Below are 21523 nucleotides of genomic sequence, written 5' to 3'. Positions count from 1 at the left end.
AAATAGTGATTGATAATAAAATACACCCATTAACATGTATTACTGAATTTAAAGTAAATAAAGAACCATAATAAATGATGAAGGGATAGCCTATCCCTTCATCATTTATTGCCATATACTTCATCTCAAACTGTTAAATCATTTTCTGATTTTATATGAATGGCTTCTTGTAAGAGCTTTTGGAGAACTGCAGCAAAAATTGCAATCACGATAGAGCAGAAAATAATGATCAGTCCAATTGGTATAAAACTTGGAGGATCAATTTTTTTTGCCATAAGATAGTAGAGTGGCATACCTAGCAAGTATATGGTACCAATCGTGAGAGCACAGTGTTTTATATTTTTTAAAGCCTTTACTGATAATTCCGAGAACGCTTTGTTCTTATCAATATAGCTTAAAAGTTTAAACGCTTGATACTGGGCGAAGTAAAAAGGTATCGCTGCTACGTACATATCGATTAAAACGAGAGATTTCATATAAGCAGTAGCTGGATACAATTCTCCAGCGAAATTCCCGATTTTAGGTATTAAAAATATGCACAATGCAAGTACTACTATACCTATAAAAACAATAGCTAGCTTTAAAAAGAGTGTTGTAACTTGTTTCATAAGAAGCACCTCGTTTTATCCCGCTTTAATGGGCAGTAAGACCCCTACCTCAAAATTCAGCGAAAGCAAAGAAGTTAGGTGGGGGATCAACTGCCCATTAAAGTCCGATTGGTTCAACTAATAATCAGTGGGGGATGGAGAAAACCCCCACTGATTAAAGTTTCACTTTATTTAATGACAACATGATTTTATCATATGATTTATCGTTTTGGAATAAAATTATATTGTTTTTTAACTTATTATTGTTGTTATTTATGTATCTTATTCAATTTGAGAAAAATAAAAAGCCTTTCTCACTACAAAGAAAGGCCCCTTATGAAATGATCTGTAATTTTTTTACCTTACAAAAATGTAAGGTAAATGTAAGCGAAATCGAAGGAACGAGTTGTAGAAAAATGAGAATATGAAGTAGGTTCATGTTACTTGTTCAATCTTTTGTTTAAAGAATTAAAAAATTCTTAAGAATTTACATGAGAAAAAGATAAGAAATATGTGAGAAATTAATTGTATACAAAAGGGATGGAGTGAAAGAGATGTCAACAAATGTAGTTACTGTAGAAAGTGTAGAAAAAACGTATGGGAAAAGAAATGAGAATCAGTCAAAGGCATTAAGGGGTGTGTCATTAAGTATTAAAGAAGGCGAATTTGTTGGGATTATGGGTCCTTCTGGATCTGGGAAAACGACTTTACTGAATGTGATTAGTACATTAGATCAAGCTACGGGTGGCAGTGTGACAATAGCTGGTACAAATATTACTTCTATGAAGGGGAATGCATTATCAGATTTTCGATCTCAAAAATTAGGGTTCATCTTTCAAGATTTTAACTTACTAGAAAACTTATCAATTTATGAAAATATTGCTTTACCACTTTCTCTGCAAGGTGTACCTTCAAGTGAGATTACTGGAAAGGTAAATGAGGTGGCGAAGAAATTAGGAATTACTGAAATTTTAACAAAATATCCAACTGCTGTTTCTGGTGGACAAAAGCAAAGAACAGCGGCAGCACGAGCGTTAGTACATAATCCAGCAATCGTATTAGCTGATGAACCGACAGGAGCGCTTGATAGTAAAAATGCAAAAAGCTTATTAGAAGCGATGCAAGATTTACATGAAAATCATAATGTAAGTATTTTGATGGTTACGCACGATGCATTTAGTGCGAGTTATTGTGAACGTATTTTATTTATTCAAGATGGTCTTTTATATAAAGAATTAAAGCGTCAAGGAACGCGAGAAAGTTTCTATCAAGACATTTTAGGTGTGCTCGCTCATATGGGCTCAGCTGCTGAGTCTAAGTAGGGGGGGCGAAACTATGTTATTCAAATTATCCCGTCATAGTATGAAAAAAATGTTAAAAGATTATATGGTTTTACTTATCGGTCTCGTTATTAGTATTAGTATTTTTTACATGTTCCAAACGATGGCGATGAATAGTGAATTTACGAAAGATAATAGTCTTATTAGTAGTATAAGACTCGTATTCTGGGTAGGTGCAATACTATTATCTTTCATTACTGTATTTTATATTATATATGCCAATTCTTTCTTACTCACATTAAGAAGAAAAGAACTCGGTATGTACATGATGCTTGGTGCGAAAAAGAAAAAAGTGGCACAATTATTATTTATTGAAACATTCGGTATGGGTATTGTCAGTATTATTATAGGGATTTTAGTAGGGATGTTACTTGCAAGTGTAGCAGGAAACTTTTTAATGAATGGTATGGAAATTTCAGCAAAGGGTAGTTATTCATCTGTATATACACCAGCAATCATAGTTACAGCTATATTCTTTTTAATATTATTTTTTATTACTGGTTTAATGAATAGTATCCGTTTATTACGTAAAACAGAATTAGAATTAATACGTGAAGATGAAACACTAGATGAAGTGAAGAAAAGTAAAACTCGCATTATTATAATGACTGTACTGGGTGTATTACTAGTAAGTACAGGATACTATTTTATGGTAAATATAAAAACGTTTGCTGAACTCGGTTTTATAATAGCGACAATCGTTACAACACTTGGAACATATTGTATCTTTAGTTCATTACTCCCATTTTTTGTGATGAAAATTAAAGGGAATAAAAAACGAAATGAAACGGGCTTAAATAGTTTTACATATGCACAGCTACGCTTTCGAGTAAATAGTTTATCGAGAGTATTAGGTACTGTAGCAATGTTAATTGCATTAGGAGCAGGTGCGATGACAGCAGGTATGGCGTTTCAAAAAAATGTAGGTATTATGACAGACTTCTCACGTGTGTATGATGTCGTAATTCATGATCCAAATGAACAAGATATTGCAGCATTAAAAGAAATGGAAATTGTTGAAGAAAGCAAGTACAAATATAAAGTAGATGGAGAAGCGGTTTATTACTTACGTAACGACTTAACTGCGAAACCGCCACTTGTTTCAGACCACTTTGATACAAAAACTTTAAAAGAGCCTGTTCGTAAACGTGTGACTGAACCTTTAACTGAACCTGTATATTCTGCTTTAGAGGCTCCTGAATTAGCAAAATTCCCTCGTATGCCGAGAGATTGGGAAGATGCAATTGTAAGAGAGATACAAATTACACATAATCAATTTAACGGAAAACCTGTAAGAATTGCAGATGAAGTGCATTATAAAGGGATTCAAGGAACAGAACACACTGTAACATTAGCAAAAGTAGATGATATGAAAAAGTATAAACCGTTGTTGATCGAAATAGATAAGAGACAAAAAGAACAAATTGAAAAAACAACAGGTACAAAAGTAGACTTATTTACGAAAATGACAATTTATCAATTTATGAACAGTTTCATGAGCGGAACAATGTTTATGGGATTTTTCCTCGGAATTGCATTTTTAGCAATGATGGCAAGTTCCCTTATGTTCAAAATATTAACAGGTGCTTCTCGTGACGTACGACGTTATGAAATGTTACGAAAAATTGGTGTGAGACGTAGTATGTTAACGAAAAGTATATATAAAGAAATTTCATATTTATTTATCTTCCCAGCAATCATTGGTATTTCCCACGTGTTAGTAGGGCTTAACTTATTTAGTTTTATATTAGTTGACCCGTTTGTAAAAGTATGGGTGCCGATTGGGATCTTCTTAGTCATTTATTTCATCTATTACTGGATAACTGTTCAACTTTATAAAGGTATGGTAATGCCGAAAGAAGAAGTAGCGAAATAGTTTAAGAAAAGAGTCCTTGTTTAGAAAACAAGGACTCTTTTCTATATTTGTAATACATTGTGAGCGAGTTTTTCTACGATTAATGTATTGAAAATTAAGAAAGTATTAAGGGTTTATATAGCGGAAAGTTAAGAAGTGTATGGGATATTAATAATGTAGTTTTATAGAATTATATTGTTATTTTACAAATTTATAAGAAAGGAAACATCTTATGAAGAAAATAAAAAAATTAATAACATTTATTGGAGTCATAACTACACTAATACTAATGGTAGCACTAGTATTTCCTACATGGACCTCGCAAATAAAAGGGAAAAACAGTATAAGTACATTAGAGCAAGTAAAGATAAATGGGAGTGGGCATGAAATAATGATACGTGGCAAAGATAAGAACAATCCGGTTATTATTTTTGTACATGGTGGACCAGGTACTTCAGAAATACCATATGCTCAAAAATATCAAGACTTATTGGAAGAGAAATTCACCGTAGTTAATTATGATCAAAGAGGAAGCGGGAAGTCGTATCATTTCTTTGAAGATTATTCGAATCTTACATCAGATCTACTTGTAGAGGATTTATTAGCTTTGACAGATTATGTTTCAAAATGTCTTGGTAAAGAAAAAGTAATATTAATTGGCCATTCTTACGGTACATATATTGGAATGCAAGCTGCTAATAAAGCTCCTGAAAAATATGAAGCGTATGTTGGTATAGGGCAGATGAGTGATACAGTAGAGGGTGAGATGGATAGTTTAAAGTTTGTTATTGATCAAGCGAAAAATGCAGGAAATGAAGATGAGGTTTCCTATTTAAATGGATTAACTGAAAAAATTAAAAATGGCGATACATACACTCCGCGAAATTATGTTGCGAAATATGGTGGAACATCAAGACTCATTGAAAATCCAGATGGTGATAATATTGGGATGCTACTTAGTAATGAATATAACTTGTTTGACGTAATTCGTTATAACGTTGGATTATCAAAATCTCAAACAGTCTTATTAGAAAAGGATTTAAAGAATCCATTGCCTACTAAGGTGACTAAAATGGAGCTACCGTTTTATTTCCTTATGGGGAAATATGATTATAACACTTCATTTCATGCGGCAAAAACATATTTTGATACGATTGAAGCAGATCAAAAAGAATTTATTACTTTCGAGAAATCAGCGCATTATCCACAATTTGAAGAGAAAGAAAAATTTTACGAATGGATGTGCGATACATTCATAAAATAAAGTATATCCGAACTTTAGAGAATTAAAATAGTTAGCGAGATGTATAAAGATTTTTAGATGCATAGTATTAACTGAAGCGAAATTAAATAAAAAGACTCTTGATAAAAAATATGAGTCTTGAGTACAACCTACAATAAATAATTTTTCTTTCTATAGAGAGATACAAAAATAAAAAAGATAGCTGAAGACAAATTGTTTTCAGCTATCTTTTTTCGCTTAAAGTGGAGGTAAATCAATCTTACCTTCTTCAAATAATTCTTTTATCATATGCTTCGTATAACCAGCGGCTTGACCAAATGTGATTTTTGCTGGCATTGGTGCTTCGTTAGCATCTACAACTACATCAATAATACACGGTTTATTTTGTTTTACTGCATTTTCGAAAGCGGGAAGTAGTTCATCTAAATTCTCAACACGGTATCCAATACCTCCACACGCCTCTGCATATTTTGCGAAATCGGGGTTCGTTAAGTCTGTTTCGAATTCGATATTACCCATGACTTCTTGCTCGAATTTAATCATCGCAATTTTATTATTGTTTAATACGACGACAACGATTGGTAATTTATATTTTACAGCCGTTACGAAGTCATTCATCGTCATTCCAAATCCGCCATCACCACAAACTGCAAATACTTGTTTATCCGGGAATGCAATTTTTCCAGCAAGAGCACCAGGTAAACCGCAACCAAGTGTTGCGAGCCAGCTAGAAATGACAAATTGCTGGTTTGTCATACGGAAGTGCCTTGCGGTCCATACTGTTACATTTCCGACATCGACTGATAGAATTGCGTCATCATGTGCTACTTGCTGCAGAGCATGCATAACGCGTTGTGGTTTAATTGGAATGGAAGAGTCTTCTTCTTGCTCGTGTAATTTTTCTTCCCACTTTTTCATCATTTCTTGGTGATGTTCTAAGAAGGAATGGTCTGTGTGTTCTTCAACATTTTCAATTAACCACCGTAATGTTTTATCAGCATCACCAGCTAAACCAATATCTGTCGCATAACGTTTCCCGATTTGGGCAGGATCTGTATCGATATGAATTGTTTTTGCTTTTTCAGGTAAGAAGCCGGTGAACGGATAAGAGGTACCGACCATAATTAAAGTATCTGCATGCTTCATTGCTTCATAAGAAGGTTTCGTTCCAATTAATCCTAAGCCACCAATACAAAGAGGGTGTTCATCAGGAATAATTCCTTTAGCTGGTAATGTAAGTACGATTGGAGCACCAATATGTTCTGCCAATGCAAGTAAAGATTCTCTCGCATGTTTCGTTCCTTTTCCAGCTAAAATCACAGGCTTTTTCGCTTCATTTATTGCGAATTTCGCTGCATCTAAATCTTCTTTTTGTGGAAACAACTCAGGCAAAGTAAAAGAATTGTTTGTAACACGGGCACCATTTTTCACTTCGAATTTCGGGACATCATCTGGAATTGTAAGAACGGATACACCTTTTTTCGTATAAGCCATTCGAATTGCTTGATTCACTACGGCAGGTAGTTGCTCTGCAGACATAATACGCTGGTTATAAACCGCAACATCATCAAACATTCTTTCTAAATTTACTTCTTGGAAAAAGTCCGTTCCAAGTAAATCGGTTTCTACTTGACCTGAAATTGCTAGAACAGGGGCTTTATCGAGTTTCGCATCATATAAACCATTTAATAAATGAATAGCACCAGGTCCTGCAATTGCCATACAAACGCCAAGTTTTCCTGTTAATTTCGCATAGGCAGCCGCTGCTAATGCACCAGCTTCTTCATGGCGAACTTGAATGAATTTAATTTTATCTTGCTTTTTTCTTAAAGCTTCAATGATAGAATTGATGGAATCTCCAGGCATACCGTATATGTGTTCTACTCCCCAGTCAATTAATAAATCAACTAATGCTTCACCGGCTGTTTTCCCAAACATAATTGTGCCTCCTTATAATAGGTAGATAACATTATGTTTTGGAAAAATAGGAAAAATATACAAATAAGAAAATTTATCTGGTTATTTGTAATCTAAGAATCAGTGTGGGAGGCACAAAAGTTTCACTTTAGCAACTTTAATGATGACCAGCGAATAAAGTGAACACTGTTATTAGTAAAAAACCACTAGTTGCCCACATTAGAAATGTAAGGAAAGAGAGCTGTTTCTTAGCTTTCCAAAGCATTTCATGAATTGTTACATAACCAAGTGAACCGATAGCACTTCCCATAATAAGCCCTTGTAAATGTAAAGCTTTTCCTTCCATCAAAATGCCAAAAACCGTACCAGTACCAAGAATAAGAGAAAGTAATAAGGTTGTTAATAAAAAGGAAATATATTTATGCTTTGTAAAGAGAAAGGGGATAATTAATGCTAAGCCTTCAGGAATATGGTGAACGACGATTGCTATTAAAAAAGGTATGGCAGAGTCAGCATGATTAATAAAAGCTGTACCTAGTGCAAATCCACTCGGTATATTATGAATAAATATAGCGAAAGACAGAAAAAGGAAGGTTTGCCAAGCCTGTTGATCTTTTTTATGTATCATTGGATGGTGACAATAGTTATCTAATAAGCTCATAATTAAAATACCGATAGCTATACCAAGTATAGGTCCAATCATTTCATAGCTTGAAAATGTTTCAGGAATGATTTCAAGGGATAAAAGCCCAAGTAAAATTCCGCCACATAATGCATATAAACGATGCATTTTTTCTTCAATTAGCTGGCGCGTAGCAATGCCAACAGCACAGCCTAATAATAAGCCACCAAATGAAAAAAATGTAACTATCATAGGAATCCATAATCGTTCCATAGTATCACACTCCGATTCTTCCACCTTATTTTTAGCTTACGAAAAGGAAAGTTAGATTAGTCCAAGTAATTGTGTTTGATTATAGAGAAAAAACTAATAATTCGTTATAATTTATATGTTAAATTTAAGTGAGAAAATGAAAAGGGGGATTGGTTATGCAACAAATTAAAAAAATAGGAAACTCATTTTGGTATATGACACCAGTTTCTGAAACAGATAGACCTATATTAGGAATGGTTGTTGGAAAAGAAAAAACTTTAATGATCGATGCAGGGAATTCAGAAGAACATGCACAATTGTTTTTAGAAATGCTAAAAGAACAAAATGTATCGAATCCTGATTTTGTAGCACTAACCCATTGGCATTGGGATCATATTTTTGGATTGCCTGTACTACAAGATGCATTGTCTATTGCACATTCTGAAACGAAAAAAGAGATGAGTACACTTGTTTCTTATGAATGGACAGATGAAGCGTTGGACGCACGCGTAAAAGAGGGTACTGAAATTGCATTTTGTGCAGATTGCATCAAAAAAGAGTTTGAAGAAAAAGCGAGAAATATTAAAATTATTCTTCCAACCTTAACGTTCCAGGATCAAATTGAATTAGACCTTGGTGAGGTGACATGCGTGTTAAAACATGTGGGCGGGGATCATGCACATGATTCTGTTGTTATGTACATAAAAGAAGAAAAGATATTGTTTTTAGGAGACTGTATATATGCAGATATTTTTTCCTCGAAGTGGAACTATACGACGAAAAGAACGTTTAAATTAATAGAAGAGTTGGAGGCATTTGATGCTGAAACCTATATCCTTTCTCATGGGACAGCTATAAATCGGGATGAGTTTTTGCAAGAAATGCGTTTACTAAAAACAGTAGGAACTTATACGGAAATACATAAAGGCGATGAAGGGAAGATAAAGGAAGCGTATAAACGAGACATAGAAAGAGAATTAAATGAAGACGAACTAGAAACAATAACGTTTTTTGTAAATGGTTATGAAATGAATAATCAATAAGACACTACATGAATCCAATAAAATTAAATTGCACAAAAAGAGTATTGAAATTTAATTCAATACTCTTTTCAATAGTTAAATATGTAGTTTCAACCAAATTCTAAATGGGGGATCATTGTCTGGAGGGGTGTCATTCTATTTATTTTTCGTATAGATAGTGGTTCAACTAGAAGCTTTCTTTGCTAATTCAGTTATATAGTTAAAAAATCCATTGTGGTTTACATCATATACTACATTTACAGGTCGCCCACCATCAAATTCCACAGTACGCCCCTGGCTTGGTCCATATGTATGAACGATACTATTAATCGTTTGAGTCTTTGCGAGGTTAGTGTTTCCGACAAGCGCAGTTGTTAGTACATCCCACAAGTAGTAAGTAGAGTTCGTTGAAAAGTGAACGAGGGGAGGAACCATCGCATAGCATTGGCCAAGGAAATCTACACCAATATACTTTCGTTCTTTTGCCCAACGTTCACGTATGTCTATAGTTAATGGAACTTGGTTTGTACTTTCTAGTGTCACTAAGTCGATTTCAATTTTTGTTTCCCATACACGAGCTACTGCTTCAGGGTCCCAAAACGAATTCCACTCAGCTGTTCCATCATGCTCTGGTTCATGTACATTGCCTGCGGTAAGAAATGTACCACCCATCCAAACGAGACGTTCAATTTTATCTTCGATTATGGGAGCTTCATATAATGCACGAGCAAGGTCAGTTAGGGGTCCCGTAAATAATAAAGTTGTTTTTCCTTCAGTTTGTAGAAGCGTTTCTATTAAGTGATGATGTGCAGGCTTTGCTGCTACAGGTGTTACAACTTTTCCAGCCTCATTTAAAATTGGTAAAGCATCTAAATAAAATGCATGCATCCGCCAGTCTTTTGGAAATGGATTTTTCGCACGGGAATTTGATGCGGCTACTTCAATATATTCTTTGCTGAAGCGATCAATAATTTTGCGACTTGCAGACATTGCTGGTTCCAAATAGCAATCTGCAGGGATAACTGAAACACCTGTAAGTTTGACATTATCCATCTCAAGTAATAAAAATAGTGAAATTAAATCATCTACACCACCATCATGATTGAAGTACACTTTTTTCATCATTGTAATCTCCATCCTATTTGATTTAGTTAGAAATTAAACATGAATTGAGGAAAAGTCATCAATAATTTCGACCACTTCAATTTCGCCATTAATGAGTAGTTCAGGGAGTTCGTTATTCACATTTCCTTTCCAATATTCTCTAGATTGTTCCATTTTTTGAGAAAAAGAAATAACATCTTCTTTCGGTAAAAGATTTCCGTCACCTTCAAAAGAACTTCCGATTACTCGTAGTTTAACAATCTGCAAAACTTCTCGATTATAAGAATCAAATAATGCTTTTAGCAGCATATAAACAAGACAATCGTGATGGATAATCAGGATATTCTTGCAACCTAACTATTTCCACAATCGTTTCTCTAATGGCTCTAATTGTTTGATCGATGTAATTCATAACTACTGTAGCATTTTCATTCTTTATATGTAATTCTTCATTTTTTTCCTTGTTACGATATGATATACGAAAAATCCTTGTTCATTCATGGTTCTCCTCCAAGTAGTAATGTTTAAATTTAGTAATTCAACATTGAAATATATAAAACCTTTATAAGTAAAAGTGAGAATTTGAGTTGAAAGTAAAGAAAATATATGAAAACGTTTTAAATTTGTTCACAAAATGTTCACTTACGAAGGGGTTTCCAATATCGATATAATGACAAAGACTCAAAGAGAAAGGATGATGGATTTTGCCAACAACAAGAAAAGAAAACCTCCAATTTGGTATGATGATGTGCCTTGGGATGGTTATCGTAATGACGTTTTACAATTTACTAATGAATGGATCAGGAGGGCCAATTCATATTAAGGAGATTGCATTAGAACTACTAATTGGATTTATTATTGCGCTATTAATTGAAATAAGTATTGTTGGACCATGTGCGAAAAAAATTGTCTTCATGTTACCGTTTGATAAATCGAAGAAAATAAATATTATAGTTGCGATGGCGACAACTATGGTAATCGGAATGGTTTTCTTTATGTCATTTTTCGGTATGACTATGATGCATTTACATGGTGGACTACAAGGAGATTCATTTGTTTCAATTTATTTTTCGATTTTTATTAAAAATTTCATAATGGCATATCCATTACAATTAATTATTATGGGACCGCTTGTACGTTTCTTATTTGCAAAGTTTGTTATGAAAAGAAATCTTTTAATGTAGCATGATTTTTATTTATAAAATATTATATATAAATAAAAAATATAAACACATCTCGCATTTTTGAGGTGTGTTTTTTTGTTCATTCTTAGTTATTTTCATAGTGATGTGACATTTGTCCTTTTGCCATTATAGGATTATAGCTTTTAATTAAGTCAGAAAGAAAAGATGAGGAGATGATTTTTTGAAAGGTATTCTATTTGCTATTTTTGCAGGGATATTTATAACACTTCAAGGAACCTTTAATGCGAATCTTAGTTCACATATTGGTATATGGTCGACGGGTATTATAACCCATTTAATTGGATTCGGTATTGCAACAACTGTATTTTTGTTAAAGAAAGAAGAGAAAGTAACAGATTTAAAGAGTGTGAAAAAAGTATATTTAGCAGCGGGTGCATTTGGTGGATTCATTATTTGTGCAGAAACGATGGCGATATATTCACTTGGAGTTACATTGACAGCTGGCACACTAATGGTTGCTCAATTGTTAACGGCAACAGTTATTGAAATGAAAGGACTGTTTCATATAAAAAAGATACAGATGGAGAGATATCATATTGTGGGAACAATAGTAATGATTATAGGTATTGTTGTATTTAATATGTAAAGGAAAGGAGAAATGAATATGGAGAATAGATCAGGTTTAATTACGCATTATTTGAAAACCAATAAAACGCTCGAGGTTTTTTCAGAAATAGATACAGCTTATTTTCAATTAAATCACTTTGAAAAAGGCGAGCTTATTTGCAATATAGATGACGAAATGGATCGTTTATATTTTGTTGTTAAAGGTAAAGTAAAAGTTTACACGATTACACCTGAAGGGAAGAAACTAATCCTTCGCTTTATCAATCCATTGGCCATTGTTGGTGATATTGAATTCATACAAAATAGTAAAGCACATAATGTCGTTGAAGCTTGTTCAGATGTTGTAGCAATATCCATTTCTCATACGGTTATTAGAAACAAGTTATTACATGATCCTATATTTATGAAGTTCTTGCTTGAAAACATTGCGAACACGTTAAAAATATCGACTCGTTTTACAGCTCTTAATTTACTTTATCCAGTAGAAGTACGTGTAGCTAGTTATTTACTTTCTATTTCTACTGATAGTAATGGGAATATGTATAAAGATGATTTGGATGCAACTTCGGTAACAAGTATTGCGGACTTTAAAGGAGTAAGTTATAGGCACGTCATTCGGGTGTTACAAAAATTTTATAAAGAAAAATTAATTGAAAAGAGTAATGGAGTTATTGTAATTAAAGAATTTTCTAGGATAAAGGAAGTCGCGAAAGATAATATATATGAACAATAAAAGGGAGAGAAGGATGATGGGTGGATTTAGTCTAGCTATTTTAGCAGGAATATTAATTAGCTTACAATCTGTTTTTAATACAAAAGTGAATGAAAATGTAGGACAGTGGTTAACAACTGCATGTGTTCTTGGAATAGGTCTCATAAGTTCTATACTATTTTATTTCATTACAGAAAACAGTATTAGCATTAAAGTGTATACTACAAATTATTTGTTTTATGTAAGTGGATTGTTTGGCATTGGGTTAATTATTTGTATAATGGGTGCAATAAAGAGTTTAGGTCCAGCGTATACGGTGCTAATTAGCCTTATTACTCAATTGGTAGTTGCATTATCCATTGATACATTTGGATTGTTCGGAATGGAGAACGTCCCATTACAAATAAATAAGTTAGTTGGTATAGGTTTATTAATTTTTGGGGTAGGAATTTTTAAAAATCTATTTTTGAATAAGAAAGCTATTCATATAAGAAAGGATAGGGTCTAAAGAATTTAAAGGTAAAAGCTGTTGACGGTCAGAACATATACATTTAAAAAGTAGTAAGTGGGTTATAAGATGAGAGGGTAAGTGATTCAATATATGTTGCAAGATGGTGTACATGATTTGGAAATCGATGAGATTCAACATTTTAGCTCCTACGTAAAGTGCATGCAAGATTTTATCCCGCTATTTGTCGGGCAGTAAGACCCCTACCTCAAAATTCAGCGAAAGCAAAGAAGTTAGGTGGGGTTCGGGCTGCCCGTAAAAGCTCGATTGGTGAGGGCTAATAATCAGTGGGGGATGAGCAAAGCCCCCACTGATTAAAGTTTCACTTCACAATTATGTTTCTGCCGTTGATTTTATTAAAATTAACATTTATGACCTAAGTATAAATGTATGGAGCTCTTCTTTACTTTTTATTTTTTGAACCGTAAATGAACAAACTTCAACATTTTTATTAAGTTTACAATTCTCATCATTATACGCGTACTACCATCCCAATCTTTATTTGTAGGTATATCTTTAAAGAAAGGGGAGCAGCTTAATACTTTTATTGTAGAGGACCATTTTTCTATTGATTTTGGATTGTTTACGTAAAAATACATCATAGCACCATTATTACCGGATTTCTTTACAGTAGCATTCGAAATATTCAGTGCGAACTTTGATTCAGCGTCAAAATATAATTCTCCTCCAGGGAAACGTTTTGAGATAGCGACTACGATCTTTTTTAAATCTTCTTCTTTAAAGTAATAAAACACACCTGCTGATATGAAAAGAATGCCGTCATTTGGATCATATTTTATATCATCAAACCAAGAAGTATCAAAAAATGATTTAGCTATACTAGTATTCCTTGGTGTATCTTCAATTAAAGTTTTGCGAAAAGAGATTGCATCGGGCAAATCAAGGTTGTACCAATGTATTGTACCGTTATCGATTCTTGAAAAAGTAGTGTCTAGTCCGGAACCGATGTTTACAATAGTAGCTTTCGGGTGTTTTATTATAAATTGTTTTATCGTATCGTCAATTTTTCGTGCACGGGTAATGTATGTGATACATCCGTATTCTCCAAATGTATTTGCTATTGTTGAGAAGTCAAAATCACATTCTTTAATAATTCGAATAGCCTCTATATCATCTAAAATATCCTTATTTTTCTCACTGCCATATGCTCTTCCCCATAGTGGAATAAGCATCGTACCTTGTACGGTTTGTAAATCTAATTCTTTAACCATGAAACATCCTCCGTTTAGTAATAAACAATATATTTATTTGTTATTTAACATTTTTGAGAGCATTGTATTTGTTTTATATAGTCCATAAGTTAAATCCCGCCTATCTTCTTCAGATAACTTTTCGAGATTTACTGTGAAATTATTATATATTTGTTTCCATCTTTCATAATGTACTTTTTCAGCTTTTTCTGTCAGAGAGATTAATATAGCTCTTTTGTCTACCATATCTTGCTTTTTTATGATGTATCCGTTTTGTTCTAAGTTACGCACTGTTACACTTAATTGTTGTTTAGGGATGTTTAAATAACTAGCAATCATTTTTAAGTTTACAGGCACCTTTTGCTGGGCGATATACTCTACTACGTGTTGTTCTAAATGTGTAAATTCTGAGGATTTCTCCGATAGTAATTTAAAAGTACCTGACATATTTAATAATAAATTCATGTATTCGTTTAATAATTCGTTTTGGGTCATTGTTTTTGATTCCTTTATGAGTTTAGTAATTATTTTATTACTAAATTAACTATAATTCAATTTAAATTACTCTTTATAGTAAATAAAAGTTTACTAATAACTGTTTTTAAAAGTTATGTGGACTGAATTATGAGGGGGCGATAAGTGGTTTTAGGCAAGGAGAATATAACCGAATATAAAATATTACTAAACATATATAACTAATGAATACAATGTCTTTTTCAGTTATTATGTTGTAAATCATTTTATGATAAAATCTTTTACATAATTTAATAAAGGGGTAGTATTCTATGGGTTATTTCTCAAATGGTTTATTAGTTGTGTTTGTGCTTATCGTATGTAGTTGTATAATTTTTGGCTAATAATATAATGAGAGTCTTATATAAAAGAAGTTATCTCAAGTGAGATAGCTTCTTTTTATTTTATGTTGAGAAGGAATTCTATCTTTCTTATTGAAGTTTGTTCTAGTTATTTTTAAGTCAATCGCAATTTTTATAAGGGGAATTTTATGGAGCATTAACAAACTATAGAATAGGGAGTATTTACATGGAATATAGTATACGCTACACAAGTGAACATCCTACAAATTTTAATGGATTATTAGCCTTATACGAATCTTTAGGATGGAATTCTCTTAAATTAACGGTGGATGAATTGGAACAAATGTGTAAACAAAGTTGGTATGTAATATATGCATTTAAAGAGCAACAATTAATTGGTATGGGGCGTATTATATCAGATGGAATAATTACGGGCATTATTTGTGGTGTTTGTGTAATGCCGGAGTATCAGTATATTGGTATTGGAAAAGAGATAGTGAAACGATTAATCCATCACTGTGAACAAAACAAGGTTATCCCGCAACTTATGTGTGTGGAAAAATTGCAATCTTATTATGAATCTATAGGGTTTGAAGCATTCTCTATTGGGATGACAAAACATATTATGAGATAGCGGCGCTTTATATTTTCAGTATACTCGTACATATTTTCAAACTTCAGTATAAAGGAGAGTTACTGTATGGAGATTGCTAAAGGAGTAGAAATGTTACAACTTGAGTTTCAAGAATTTATAATTCACCCAATTCTTTTATGGGATGATGAAATGGCAGTTTTAATAGATACTGGTTTCCCTGGACAATTTGAAGATATACAAGTAGAGATGGAGAGAGTTGGGATATCTTTTGATAAGCTAAAAGTTGTGATTTTAACGCATCAGGATATAGATCATATAGGTAGCCTTCCTGAATTATTGGAGAAAGGTGTAAGCGATATTAAAGTTTATGCACACGAGCTAGATAAACCATATATTGAAGGGGAGTTTCCTTTATTGAAGGATGGACAAATAAAGAGTCCACCAAGTGGAAAAGTAAGTGATACTGTTATTGATGGTCAAGAACTTCCATATTGCGGTGGGATATTAATTCTACATACTCCAGGACACACTCCGGGTCATATTAGTTTATATTTGAAACAAAGTAAAATTCTTATCGCAGGAGACTCTATGTATAGTGTGAATGGAATATTAGGAGGAATTCACGCCCCAACAACTTTAAATGTTAAGGAAGCACAGCAGTCTTTGAAGAAGTATTTAAATTTAGAAATTAAAACGGTAGTTTGTTATCACGGGGGATTATGTAAGGAGAATATATATGAACAAATTCAAAAATTATAGAAGATGAAGGTAAGTATAAGTTTGTTAATTAATGCTAAAGTATAATCTAATTATTAGTATATAAAAGAGCATGTTTGAAAAAAATTCAAACATGCTTTTTTATTAAAGGAAATCTGTTTAATATGAATGACCTAATCCGTTCCAATAAAAAGAAACGATTTCTTGTGCTAATTCATCTATACTTATAATAATAGGATTGTCATTTTCATCTTTGAAATTCCCAATTGATAATAAAGATACGAATGCATGAGCAGTAAATGTAGCGTTTCCTTTCGGGATTTCTCCAAGTTGCATTGCGTTATCGAGTGCTTTTTCTAATACTTCATACATACTATCTTCAGCATTTTTTAATTGTTTCAATTGTTCTTCAGATAACGACAGTTTTGCATCTTTCATAAAATTTTTCATATCTATATCCATAGTTGCATGTAAGTAGACTTTAGCGAAATCCAATAACCTTTCTTTTAAAGTCTTGTTTGTAGAAAGGATTTGAGACATATTCTCTCGTATACGCACCATCATTTGAATCATAGTAGCGGTAAATAAATCTGCTTTTGTTGAATAGTAATAGTAGACGGTTGCTTTCGTAACACCACAAACTTTTGCTACTTCATCCATGGAAACGACTTGATAATTTTGAGTAAGAAATAACCGAGTGGCAACTTCTAAAATGATTTCTTTTGTAGATTTTATATTTTTATTTTGACGAGGCCTTCCAAGAGGGCGTTGTTTTTGTTCCAAATCCATTCGCTCCTGACATGTATTGTTTAGATAATTATAACATAATTTTGATTCATTCTTGATTAATTAACCGACCGGTATATATAATTAATAGTGGAGGGAAAAGGAAGGTGGGTTTTTTATGAAAAAGCACCCGTTACATATGTTAGGAAGGCTTGTAGCAGGGAAAAATACGCAATGGATCACTTTATCGGTTTGGATTCTTATTACATTATTACTTTCATTTACGTTACCACAAGTAAATAGTACGAAAGAACCGAATCCGAAAAATTTACCTGAAACAGCTATGTCGCAGCAAGCAGAAGCACTTATGAAAAAAGAGTTTCCGAATAATGCGGGGAATCCTTTGTTAGTAGTATGGTATAGGGATGGTGGATTACAGTCACAAGATTATAAACTCATACAAGATGTTTATAAAGAGTTAAAAGCTAGTCCTTTAAAGGAACAATCAACGTTACCACCATTTGATACAATCCCGGAACAAGTATTATCAAAAAGTGCATCAAAGGATGGTACATCATTTGTTACACCAGTATTCTTTAATAAGTCGGCTGGAACAGATATATTAAAAGGAAATCTTGAAGATTTAAGAAAGATAGTGAATAGTAAGGTCGATGAAGATCCATTCAAACAAAAAATAAGTGACTCTGGTTTACATGTTCGATTATCTGGACCTGTAGGCATTCAAACGGATGCAGTTAGTTTATTTAGTCAAGCAGATGTGAAATTGTTAGTTGCTACTGTATTACTCGTATTGGTTCTATTAATTTTACTGTACCGTTCACCAATTTTAGCAATTTTACCTTTACTTGTCGTTGGCTTTGCATACGGTATTATTAGTCCGACGCTTGGTTTTTTAGCTGATCACGGATGGATTAAAGTAGATGCCCAAGCGATATCAATTATGACTGTACTATTGTTTGGTGCTGGGACGGATTATTGTCTATTTTTAATTTCGAGATATCGAGAATACTTGCTAGAAGAAGAAAGTAAGTATAAGGCGCTACAACTTGCAATTAAAGCTTCTGGCGGGGCAATAATAATGAGTGCGTTAACTGTTGTACTTGGTTTAGGAACATTATTACTTGCTCATTATGGTGCCTTTCATCGATTTGCAGTACCATTCAGTGTTGCTGTATTCATTATGGGAATCGCTGCTTTAACAATTTTGCCAGCGTTATTATTAATTTTCGGTAGAGCTGCATTCTTCCCGTTTATACCGAGAACAACTTCGATGAATGAGGAATTTACAAGAAAGAAAAAGAGAGTCGTAAAAGTTAAAAGATCAAAAGGCGCCTTTAGTAAAAAACTTGGAGATGTAGTAGTACGAAGACCGTGGACAATAATTATGCTCACTGTATTTGTATTAGGTGGATTGGCTTCATTTGTACCACGTATTCAATACACATATGACCTATTAGAATCGTTTCCAAAGGATATGCCTTCACGCGAAGGGTTTACGTTAATTAGTGATCATTTTTCAGCTGGTGAATTAGCGCCAGTAAAAGTTGTTGTTGATACGAAAGGAAAAGAGCTTCCTATTAAACAAGAACTAGAGAAATTCTCTTTCGTAAAAACAGTGAAAGAGCCAAAAGAGGGGAAAGAAAATAAGCAAATTAAAATGTATGAGGTTTCTTTAGCTGAAAATCCATACTCAATTGAAGCGTTAAATCAAATCCCTAAATTGAAAAACAGTGTAGAAAAAGTATTAAAAGATGCTGGGGTTAGTAATGCAGAAGATCAACTATGGATTGGCGGAGAAACAGCGTCATTATATGATACAAAGCAAATTACGGAACGTGATGAAGCAGTTATCATTCCAGTAATGATTAGTATTATAGCTTTACTATTACTTGTTTACTTACGATCGATTATTGCGATGATTTATTTAATTGTAACTGTTGTATTATCATTTTTCTCTGCATTAGGAGCAGGGTGGCTATTACTTCATTATGGTATGGGAGCGCCGGCCATTCAAGGTGCGATACCGTTATACGCATTCGTATTTTTAGTTGCTTTAGGTGAAGATTATAATATCTTTATGGTTTCAGAAATATGGAAAAACAGAAAGACTCAAAATCATTTGGATGCAGTAAAAAATGGCGTTATACAAACAGGTAGTGTCATTACATCCGCAGGTTTAATTTTAGCCGGAACTTTTGCTGTGTTAGGAACACTTCCAATTCAAGTGCTTGTTCAATTTGGTATTGTAACAGCAATTGGTGTATTACTAGATACGTTCATTGTAAGACCACTACTTGTACCGGCAATCACAGTCGTTTTAGGTCGCTTTGCTTTTTGGCCAGGGAAACTTTCAAGAAAGAATGAAGAGATACAAAAAGTGGATGCATAGTTGGAAAAGCCAAGGATATTTTCCTTGGCTTTTTTCAATGTAATTAATTTTTTTAAGTCAAATCATCAGATGCAGCATGATCAGCATCTTCAATAGCGGTTTCTGGCATTCCATATAAGCCGTTCATTGCTTGTTCTTCGATATTAAGATTTGCAGTATTATTATTTTGAATAGGTGTAGAGTTTTCGATAACATTTTCTTTTTTATTTACATTTTTGTTATTCATGTATGAATCCTCCAAATTTCATTTGATTTATTTATAGTATGTGGATGGCTTTCCAGAAATATGTGAATTGATTCTTATAGATGTAATATAATTAAATAAACAATTAGGGTGAAATGTAAACTGTTAGGAGTGAACAATTATGGTGAAAGCAAGGAAATTAGCCTTCTAAAATAAAAAGAAAATTTTAGGAGGCTATTAAAATGAAATTTCATGTAATTGATAGAGAAAATTGAAATAGAGAGCAGTATTTTGAACATTATTTAGAATTAAAATGTACGTTTAGTATGACGGTAAATGTTGAGATTACGCTGCTGATAGAGAAAGTACATCAACAGGGAATTAAATTTTATCCAACTTTTATTTATATAATTTCGAGAATAATAAATAAACATAAAGAATTTCGAACATGTTTTAACGATGAAGGAGTTTTAGGCTATTGGGAGGAAATGATACCGAGTTATACAATCTTTCATAAAGATGATAAGTCTTTTTCAAGTATATGGACGGATTATTCAAGTGATTTCCACATTTTCTATAAAAATTATGAAGAAGATATGAGATGCTATGCTAGTGTTCATGGTCTTTTCACGAAAGAAAATATTCCGCCTAATGTATTTCCGATTTCTAGTATACCTTGGACTAGTTTTACTGGATTTAATCTTAATATTAATAATGATGCTGATTTTCTATTACCAATTATAACTTGTGGGAAATATTTTAATGAAGAAAATAAGGTTATGCTACCAGTTTCATTGCAAGTTCATCATTCGGTTTGTGATGGATATCATGCGAGTCGATTTATAGAAGATTTGCAGGAGTTAAGTCATACTTGCAACGAGTGGCTGAAATAACAACTAATTTTTAATTATATACAATTGAAAATGAATAATAGAAGAGAACATGTTTATATTGCATGGTCTCTTTTTTTATTCATCTAAATAACAGTGGAAAATATAGGTTGATTTGTAGTTTAATAATAAATAGAGTGATTAATTTTAATTTTCTTTATTTTATAACTGTACCGTTTACAAAATTTATGATCTTGTAATAATAAAGGGGAAAATAAAAATGACAATAATATCTATAGAAAAAGCTACTATTTTAGATGCTGAAAAGTTAACAGAAATAATGACAAGAACATTTGATGAAGAAGCAAAACGATGGTTATGTGGTCAAGGTGATGTTATTGACTATAACATCCAACCACCAGGGTATTCTTCAGTAGAAATGATGAGATATTCAATCGAAGAATTGGATTCTTATAAAGTAATAATGGATGAAAAAATAATCGGGGGAATTATAGTTACGGTCTCAGGTAAGTCATATGGCCGAATTGATCGTATTTTTGTAGAGCCTGTTTATCAAGGGAAAGGAATTGGATCAAATGTTATTAAATTAATAGAAGAGGAATATCAAAGCATAAAGATTTGGGATCTTGAAACATCTAGTAGACAAATTAATAATCATCATTTTTATAAAAAAATGGGCTATGAAATAATTTTTAAATCTGAAGATGAGTATTGTTATGTAAAAAGAATACATGTAGGTTCAGTTGAAGAGAACCTAATTAAAAATAAAGATATGAAAACGGGGCAATACGAAAACTGTAATTTGGTTAATACAGAATATTATCAAGTGAATTTGAAAAATAGTGCATTTGTTGGTAGTAATATAATGCATATGAATATGAGTAATTGTAATGTAAGTCAATCAAAGTTTAGAAATATAAATTTTAGAAATTCTTCATATGCAGATTTAAATCTTTCTGGTAGTAAATTTAATTTGGTGACATTAGGTGGAGTGCAATTCAAAAATACAAGTCTTGGCGATGAGAAGGAACCTATTTTATTTGATAATTGTGATTTAGAAGGTAGTACAATACATAATAG

The 21523-nt window shown here is 32.7% G+C and carries 20 protein-coding genes and 2 pseudogenes; 13 read left to right on the top strand and 9 right to left on the bottom strand.

Features of this window, described 5'->3' with window-relative positions; genetic code table 11:
- Window positions 1-125: 125 nt before the first annotated feature.
- Window positions 126-608: a DUF2975 domain-containing protein gene (locus DN390_RS25010; RefSeq protein ID WP_147808764.1), complete on the bottom strand. Its 483-nt coding sequence runs from the start codon at window positions 606-608 to the stop codon at window positions 126-128.
- Between the two features lie 533 nt (window positions 609-1141).
- Between DN390_RS25010 and DN390_RS25000 the strand changes: the two genes are divergently transcribed.
- From DN390_RS25000 to DN390_RS24990, 3 genes are all read left to right on the top strand, one after another.
- Window positions 1142-1909 carry an ABC transporter ATP-binding protein gene (locus tag DN390_RS25000; protein WP_000106430.1) on the top strand — a complete coding sequence of 256 codons (768 nt, stop codon included), beginning with the start codon at window positions 1142-1144 and terminating at the stop codon, window positions 1907-1909.
- 13 nt (window positions 1910-1922) lie between these two features.
- Entirely contained in the window at window positions 1923-3803 is a 1881-nt protein-coding gene (locus tag DN390_RS24995) for an FtsX-like permease family protein (protein ID WP_098608265.1), read from the top strand.
- 211 nt (window positions 3804-4014) lie between these two features.
- On the top strand, window positions 4015-5046 hold the full coding sequence (locus tag DN390_RS24990; RefSeq protein ID WP_147808763.1) for an alpha/beta hydrolase: 1032 nt from the start codon (window positions 4015-4017) through the stop codon (window positions 5044-5046).
- A gap of 216 nt (window positions 5047-5262) precedes the next feature.
- Here DN390_RS24990 and DN390_RS24985 read toward each other — a convergent pair whose 3' ends face one another.
- Both DN390_RS24985 and DN390_RS24980 read right to left on the bottom strand, forming a co-directional pair.
- Window positions 5263-6963 (bottom strand): pyruvate oxidase, encoded by a 1701-nt coding sequence (locus tag DN390_RS24985; RefSeq protein WP_098608267.1) that lies wholly within the window; start codon window positions 6961-6963, stop codon window positions 5263-5265.
- Window positions 6964-7099: 136 nt separating this feature from the next.
- Entirely contained in the window at window positions 7100-7837 is a 738-nt protein-coding gene (locus tag DN390_RS24980; protein WP_147808762.1) for a ZIP family metal transporter, read from the bottom strand.
- Between the two features lie 155 nt (window positions 7838-7992).
- Here DN390_RS24980 and DN390_RS24975 point away from each other — a divergent pair, with 155 nt between their 5' ends.
- The gene (locus DN390_RS24975) at window positions 7993-8859 is read left to right on the top strand and encodes an MBL fold metallo-hydrolase (RefSeq protein ID WP_147808761.1); all 867 of its coding nucleotides are present in this window, start codon (window positions 7993-7995) and stop codon (window positions 8857-8859) included.
- Window positions 8860-9021: 162 nt separating this feature from the next.
- Here the strand turns inward: DN390_RS24975 and DN390_RS24970 are convergent, their stop codons facing one another.
- The gene (locus DN390_RS24970; protein ID WP_147808760.1) at window positions 9022-9963 is read right to left on the bottom strand and encodes a nucleoside hydrolase; all 942 of its coding nucleotides are present in this window, start codon (window positions 9961-9963) and stop codon (window positions 9022-9024) included.
- A 33-nt stretch (window positions 9964-9996) separates the two neighbouring features.
- A pseudogene (locus tag DN390_RS24965) lies at window positions 9997-10399 on the bottom strand (DUF2441 domain-containing protein); the annotation flags it as partial.
- A gap of 247 nt (window positions 10400-10646) precedes the next feature.
- Here DN390_RS24965 and DN390_RS24960 point away from each other — a divergent pair.
- The 4 genes from DN390_RS24960 to DN390_RS24945 all read left to right on the top strand — a co-directional run bounded on the left by DN390_RS24960 (window position 10647) and on the right by DN390_RS24945 (window position 12934).
- Window positions 10647-11126 (top strand): DUF2798 domain-containing protein, encoded by a 480-nt coding sequence (locus DN390_RS24960; RefSeq protein WP_147808759.1) that lies wholly within the window; start codon window positions 10647-10649, stop codon window positions 11124-11126.
- Between the two features lie 181 nt (window positions 11127-11307).
- Complete coding sequence (locus tag DN390_RS24955; protein WP_147808758.1) at window positions 11308-11733, top strand: DMT family transporter; 426 nt, start codon at window positions 11308-11310, stop codon at window positions 11731-11733.
- A gap of 18 nt (window positions 11734-11751) precedes the next feature.
- Window positions 11752-12447 (top strand): Crp/Fnr family transcriptional regulator, encoded by a 696-nt coding sequence (locus DN390_RS24950; RefSeq protein ID WP_147808757.1) that lies wholly within the window; start codon window positions 11752-11754, stop codon window positions 12445-12447.
- Window positions 12448-12463: 16 nt separating this feature from the next.
- Entirely contained in the window at window positions 12464-12934 is a 471-nt protein-coding gene (locus DN390_RS24945; protein ID WP_147808756.1) for a DMT family transporter, read from the top strand.
- A gap of 410 nt (window positions 12935-13344) precedes the next feature.
- Here the strand turns inward: DN390_RS24945 and DN390_RS24940 are convergent, their stop codons facing one another.
- Together DN390_RS24940 and DN390_RS24935 are read right to left on the bottom strand one after the other, a co-directional pair.
- On the bottom strand, window positions 13345-14166 hold the full coding sequence (locus DN390_RS24940; protein WP_147808755.1) for a class I SAM-dependent methyltransferase: 822 nt from the start codon (window positions 14164-14166) through the stop codon (window positions 13345-13347).
- A 33-nt stretch (window positions 14167-14199) separates the two neighbouring features.
- Window positions 14200-14640, bottom strand: coding sequence for a MarR family winged helix-turn-helix transcriptional regulator (locus tag DN390_RS24935; RefSeq protein ID WP_147808754.1), 441 nt, complete (start codon window positions 14638-14640; stop codon window positions 14200-14202).
- 546 nt (window positions 14641-15186) lie between these two features.
- Between DN390_RS24935 and DN390_RS24930 the strand changes: the two genes are divergently transcribed.
- Window positions 15187-15594, top strand: a complete 408-nt coding sequence (locus DN390_RS24930; RefSeq protein WP_147808753.1) for a GNAT family N-acetyltransferase — start codon at window positions 15187-15189, stop codon at window positions 15592-15594.
- 66 nt (window positions 15595-15660) lie between these two features.
- On the top strand, window positions 15661-16314 hold the full coding sequence (locus tag DN390_RS24925) for an MBL fold metallo-hydrolase (RefSeq protein WP_147808752.1): 654 nt from the start codon (window positions 15661-15663) through the stop codon (window positions 16312-16314).
- Window positions 16315-16431: 117 nt separating this feature from the next.
- On the opposite strand, the gene DN390_RS24920 is transcribed toward DN390_RS24925, so the two are convergent.
- Window positions 16432-17055 carry a TetR/AcrR family transcriptional regulator gene (locus DN390_RS24920; RefSeq protein WP_147808751.1) on the bottom strand — a complete coding sequence of 208 codons (624 nt, stop codon included), beginning with the start codon at window positions 17053-17055 and terminating at the stop codon, window positions 16432-16434.
- Between the two features lie 121 nt (window positions 17056-17176).
- Here DN390_RS24920 and DN390_RS24915 point away from each other — a divergent pair, with 121 nt between their 5' ends.
- Complete coding sequence (locus DN390_RS24915; protein WP_147808750.1) at window positions 17177-19408, top strand: MMPL family transporter; 2232 nt, start codon at window positions 17177-17179, stop codon at window positions 19406-19408.
- A 52-nt stretch (window positions 19409-19460) separates the two neighbouring features.
- Here the strand turns inward: DN390_RS24915 and DN390_RS24910 are convergent, their stop codons facing one another.
- The gene (locus DN390_RS24910) at window positions 19461-19634 is read right to left on the bottom strand and encodes a DUF4021 domain-containing protein (RefSeq protein ID WP_147808749.1); all 174 of its coding nucleotides are present in this window, start codon (window positions 19632-19634) and stop codon (window positions 19461-19463) included.
- A gap of 200 nt (window positions 19635-19834) precedes the next feature.
- Between DN390_RS24910 and catA the strand changes: the two are divergent.
- Both catA and DN390_RS24900 read left to right on the top strand, forming a co-directional pair.
- Window positions 19835-20485, top strand: a pseudogene (gene catA / locus DN390_RS24905) (type A chloramphenicol O-acetyltransferase).
- A 217-nt stretch (window positions 20486-20702) separates the two neighbouring features.
- A partial coding sequence (locus DN390_RS24900) for a GNAT family N-acetyltransferase (RefSeq protein WP_147808748.1) occupies window positions 20703-21523 on the top strand: 821 nt, incomplete at its 3' end.

It is taken from the genome of Bacillus sp. SH7-1 (genome assembly GCF_008042405.1).
Classification (GTDB): Bacteria; Bacillota; Bacilli; order Bacillales; family Bacillaceae_G; genus Bacillus_A; species Bacillus_A thuringiensis_N.
This window is presented reverse-complemented; position numbering and strand designations above follow the sequence as displayed.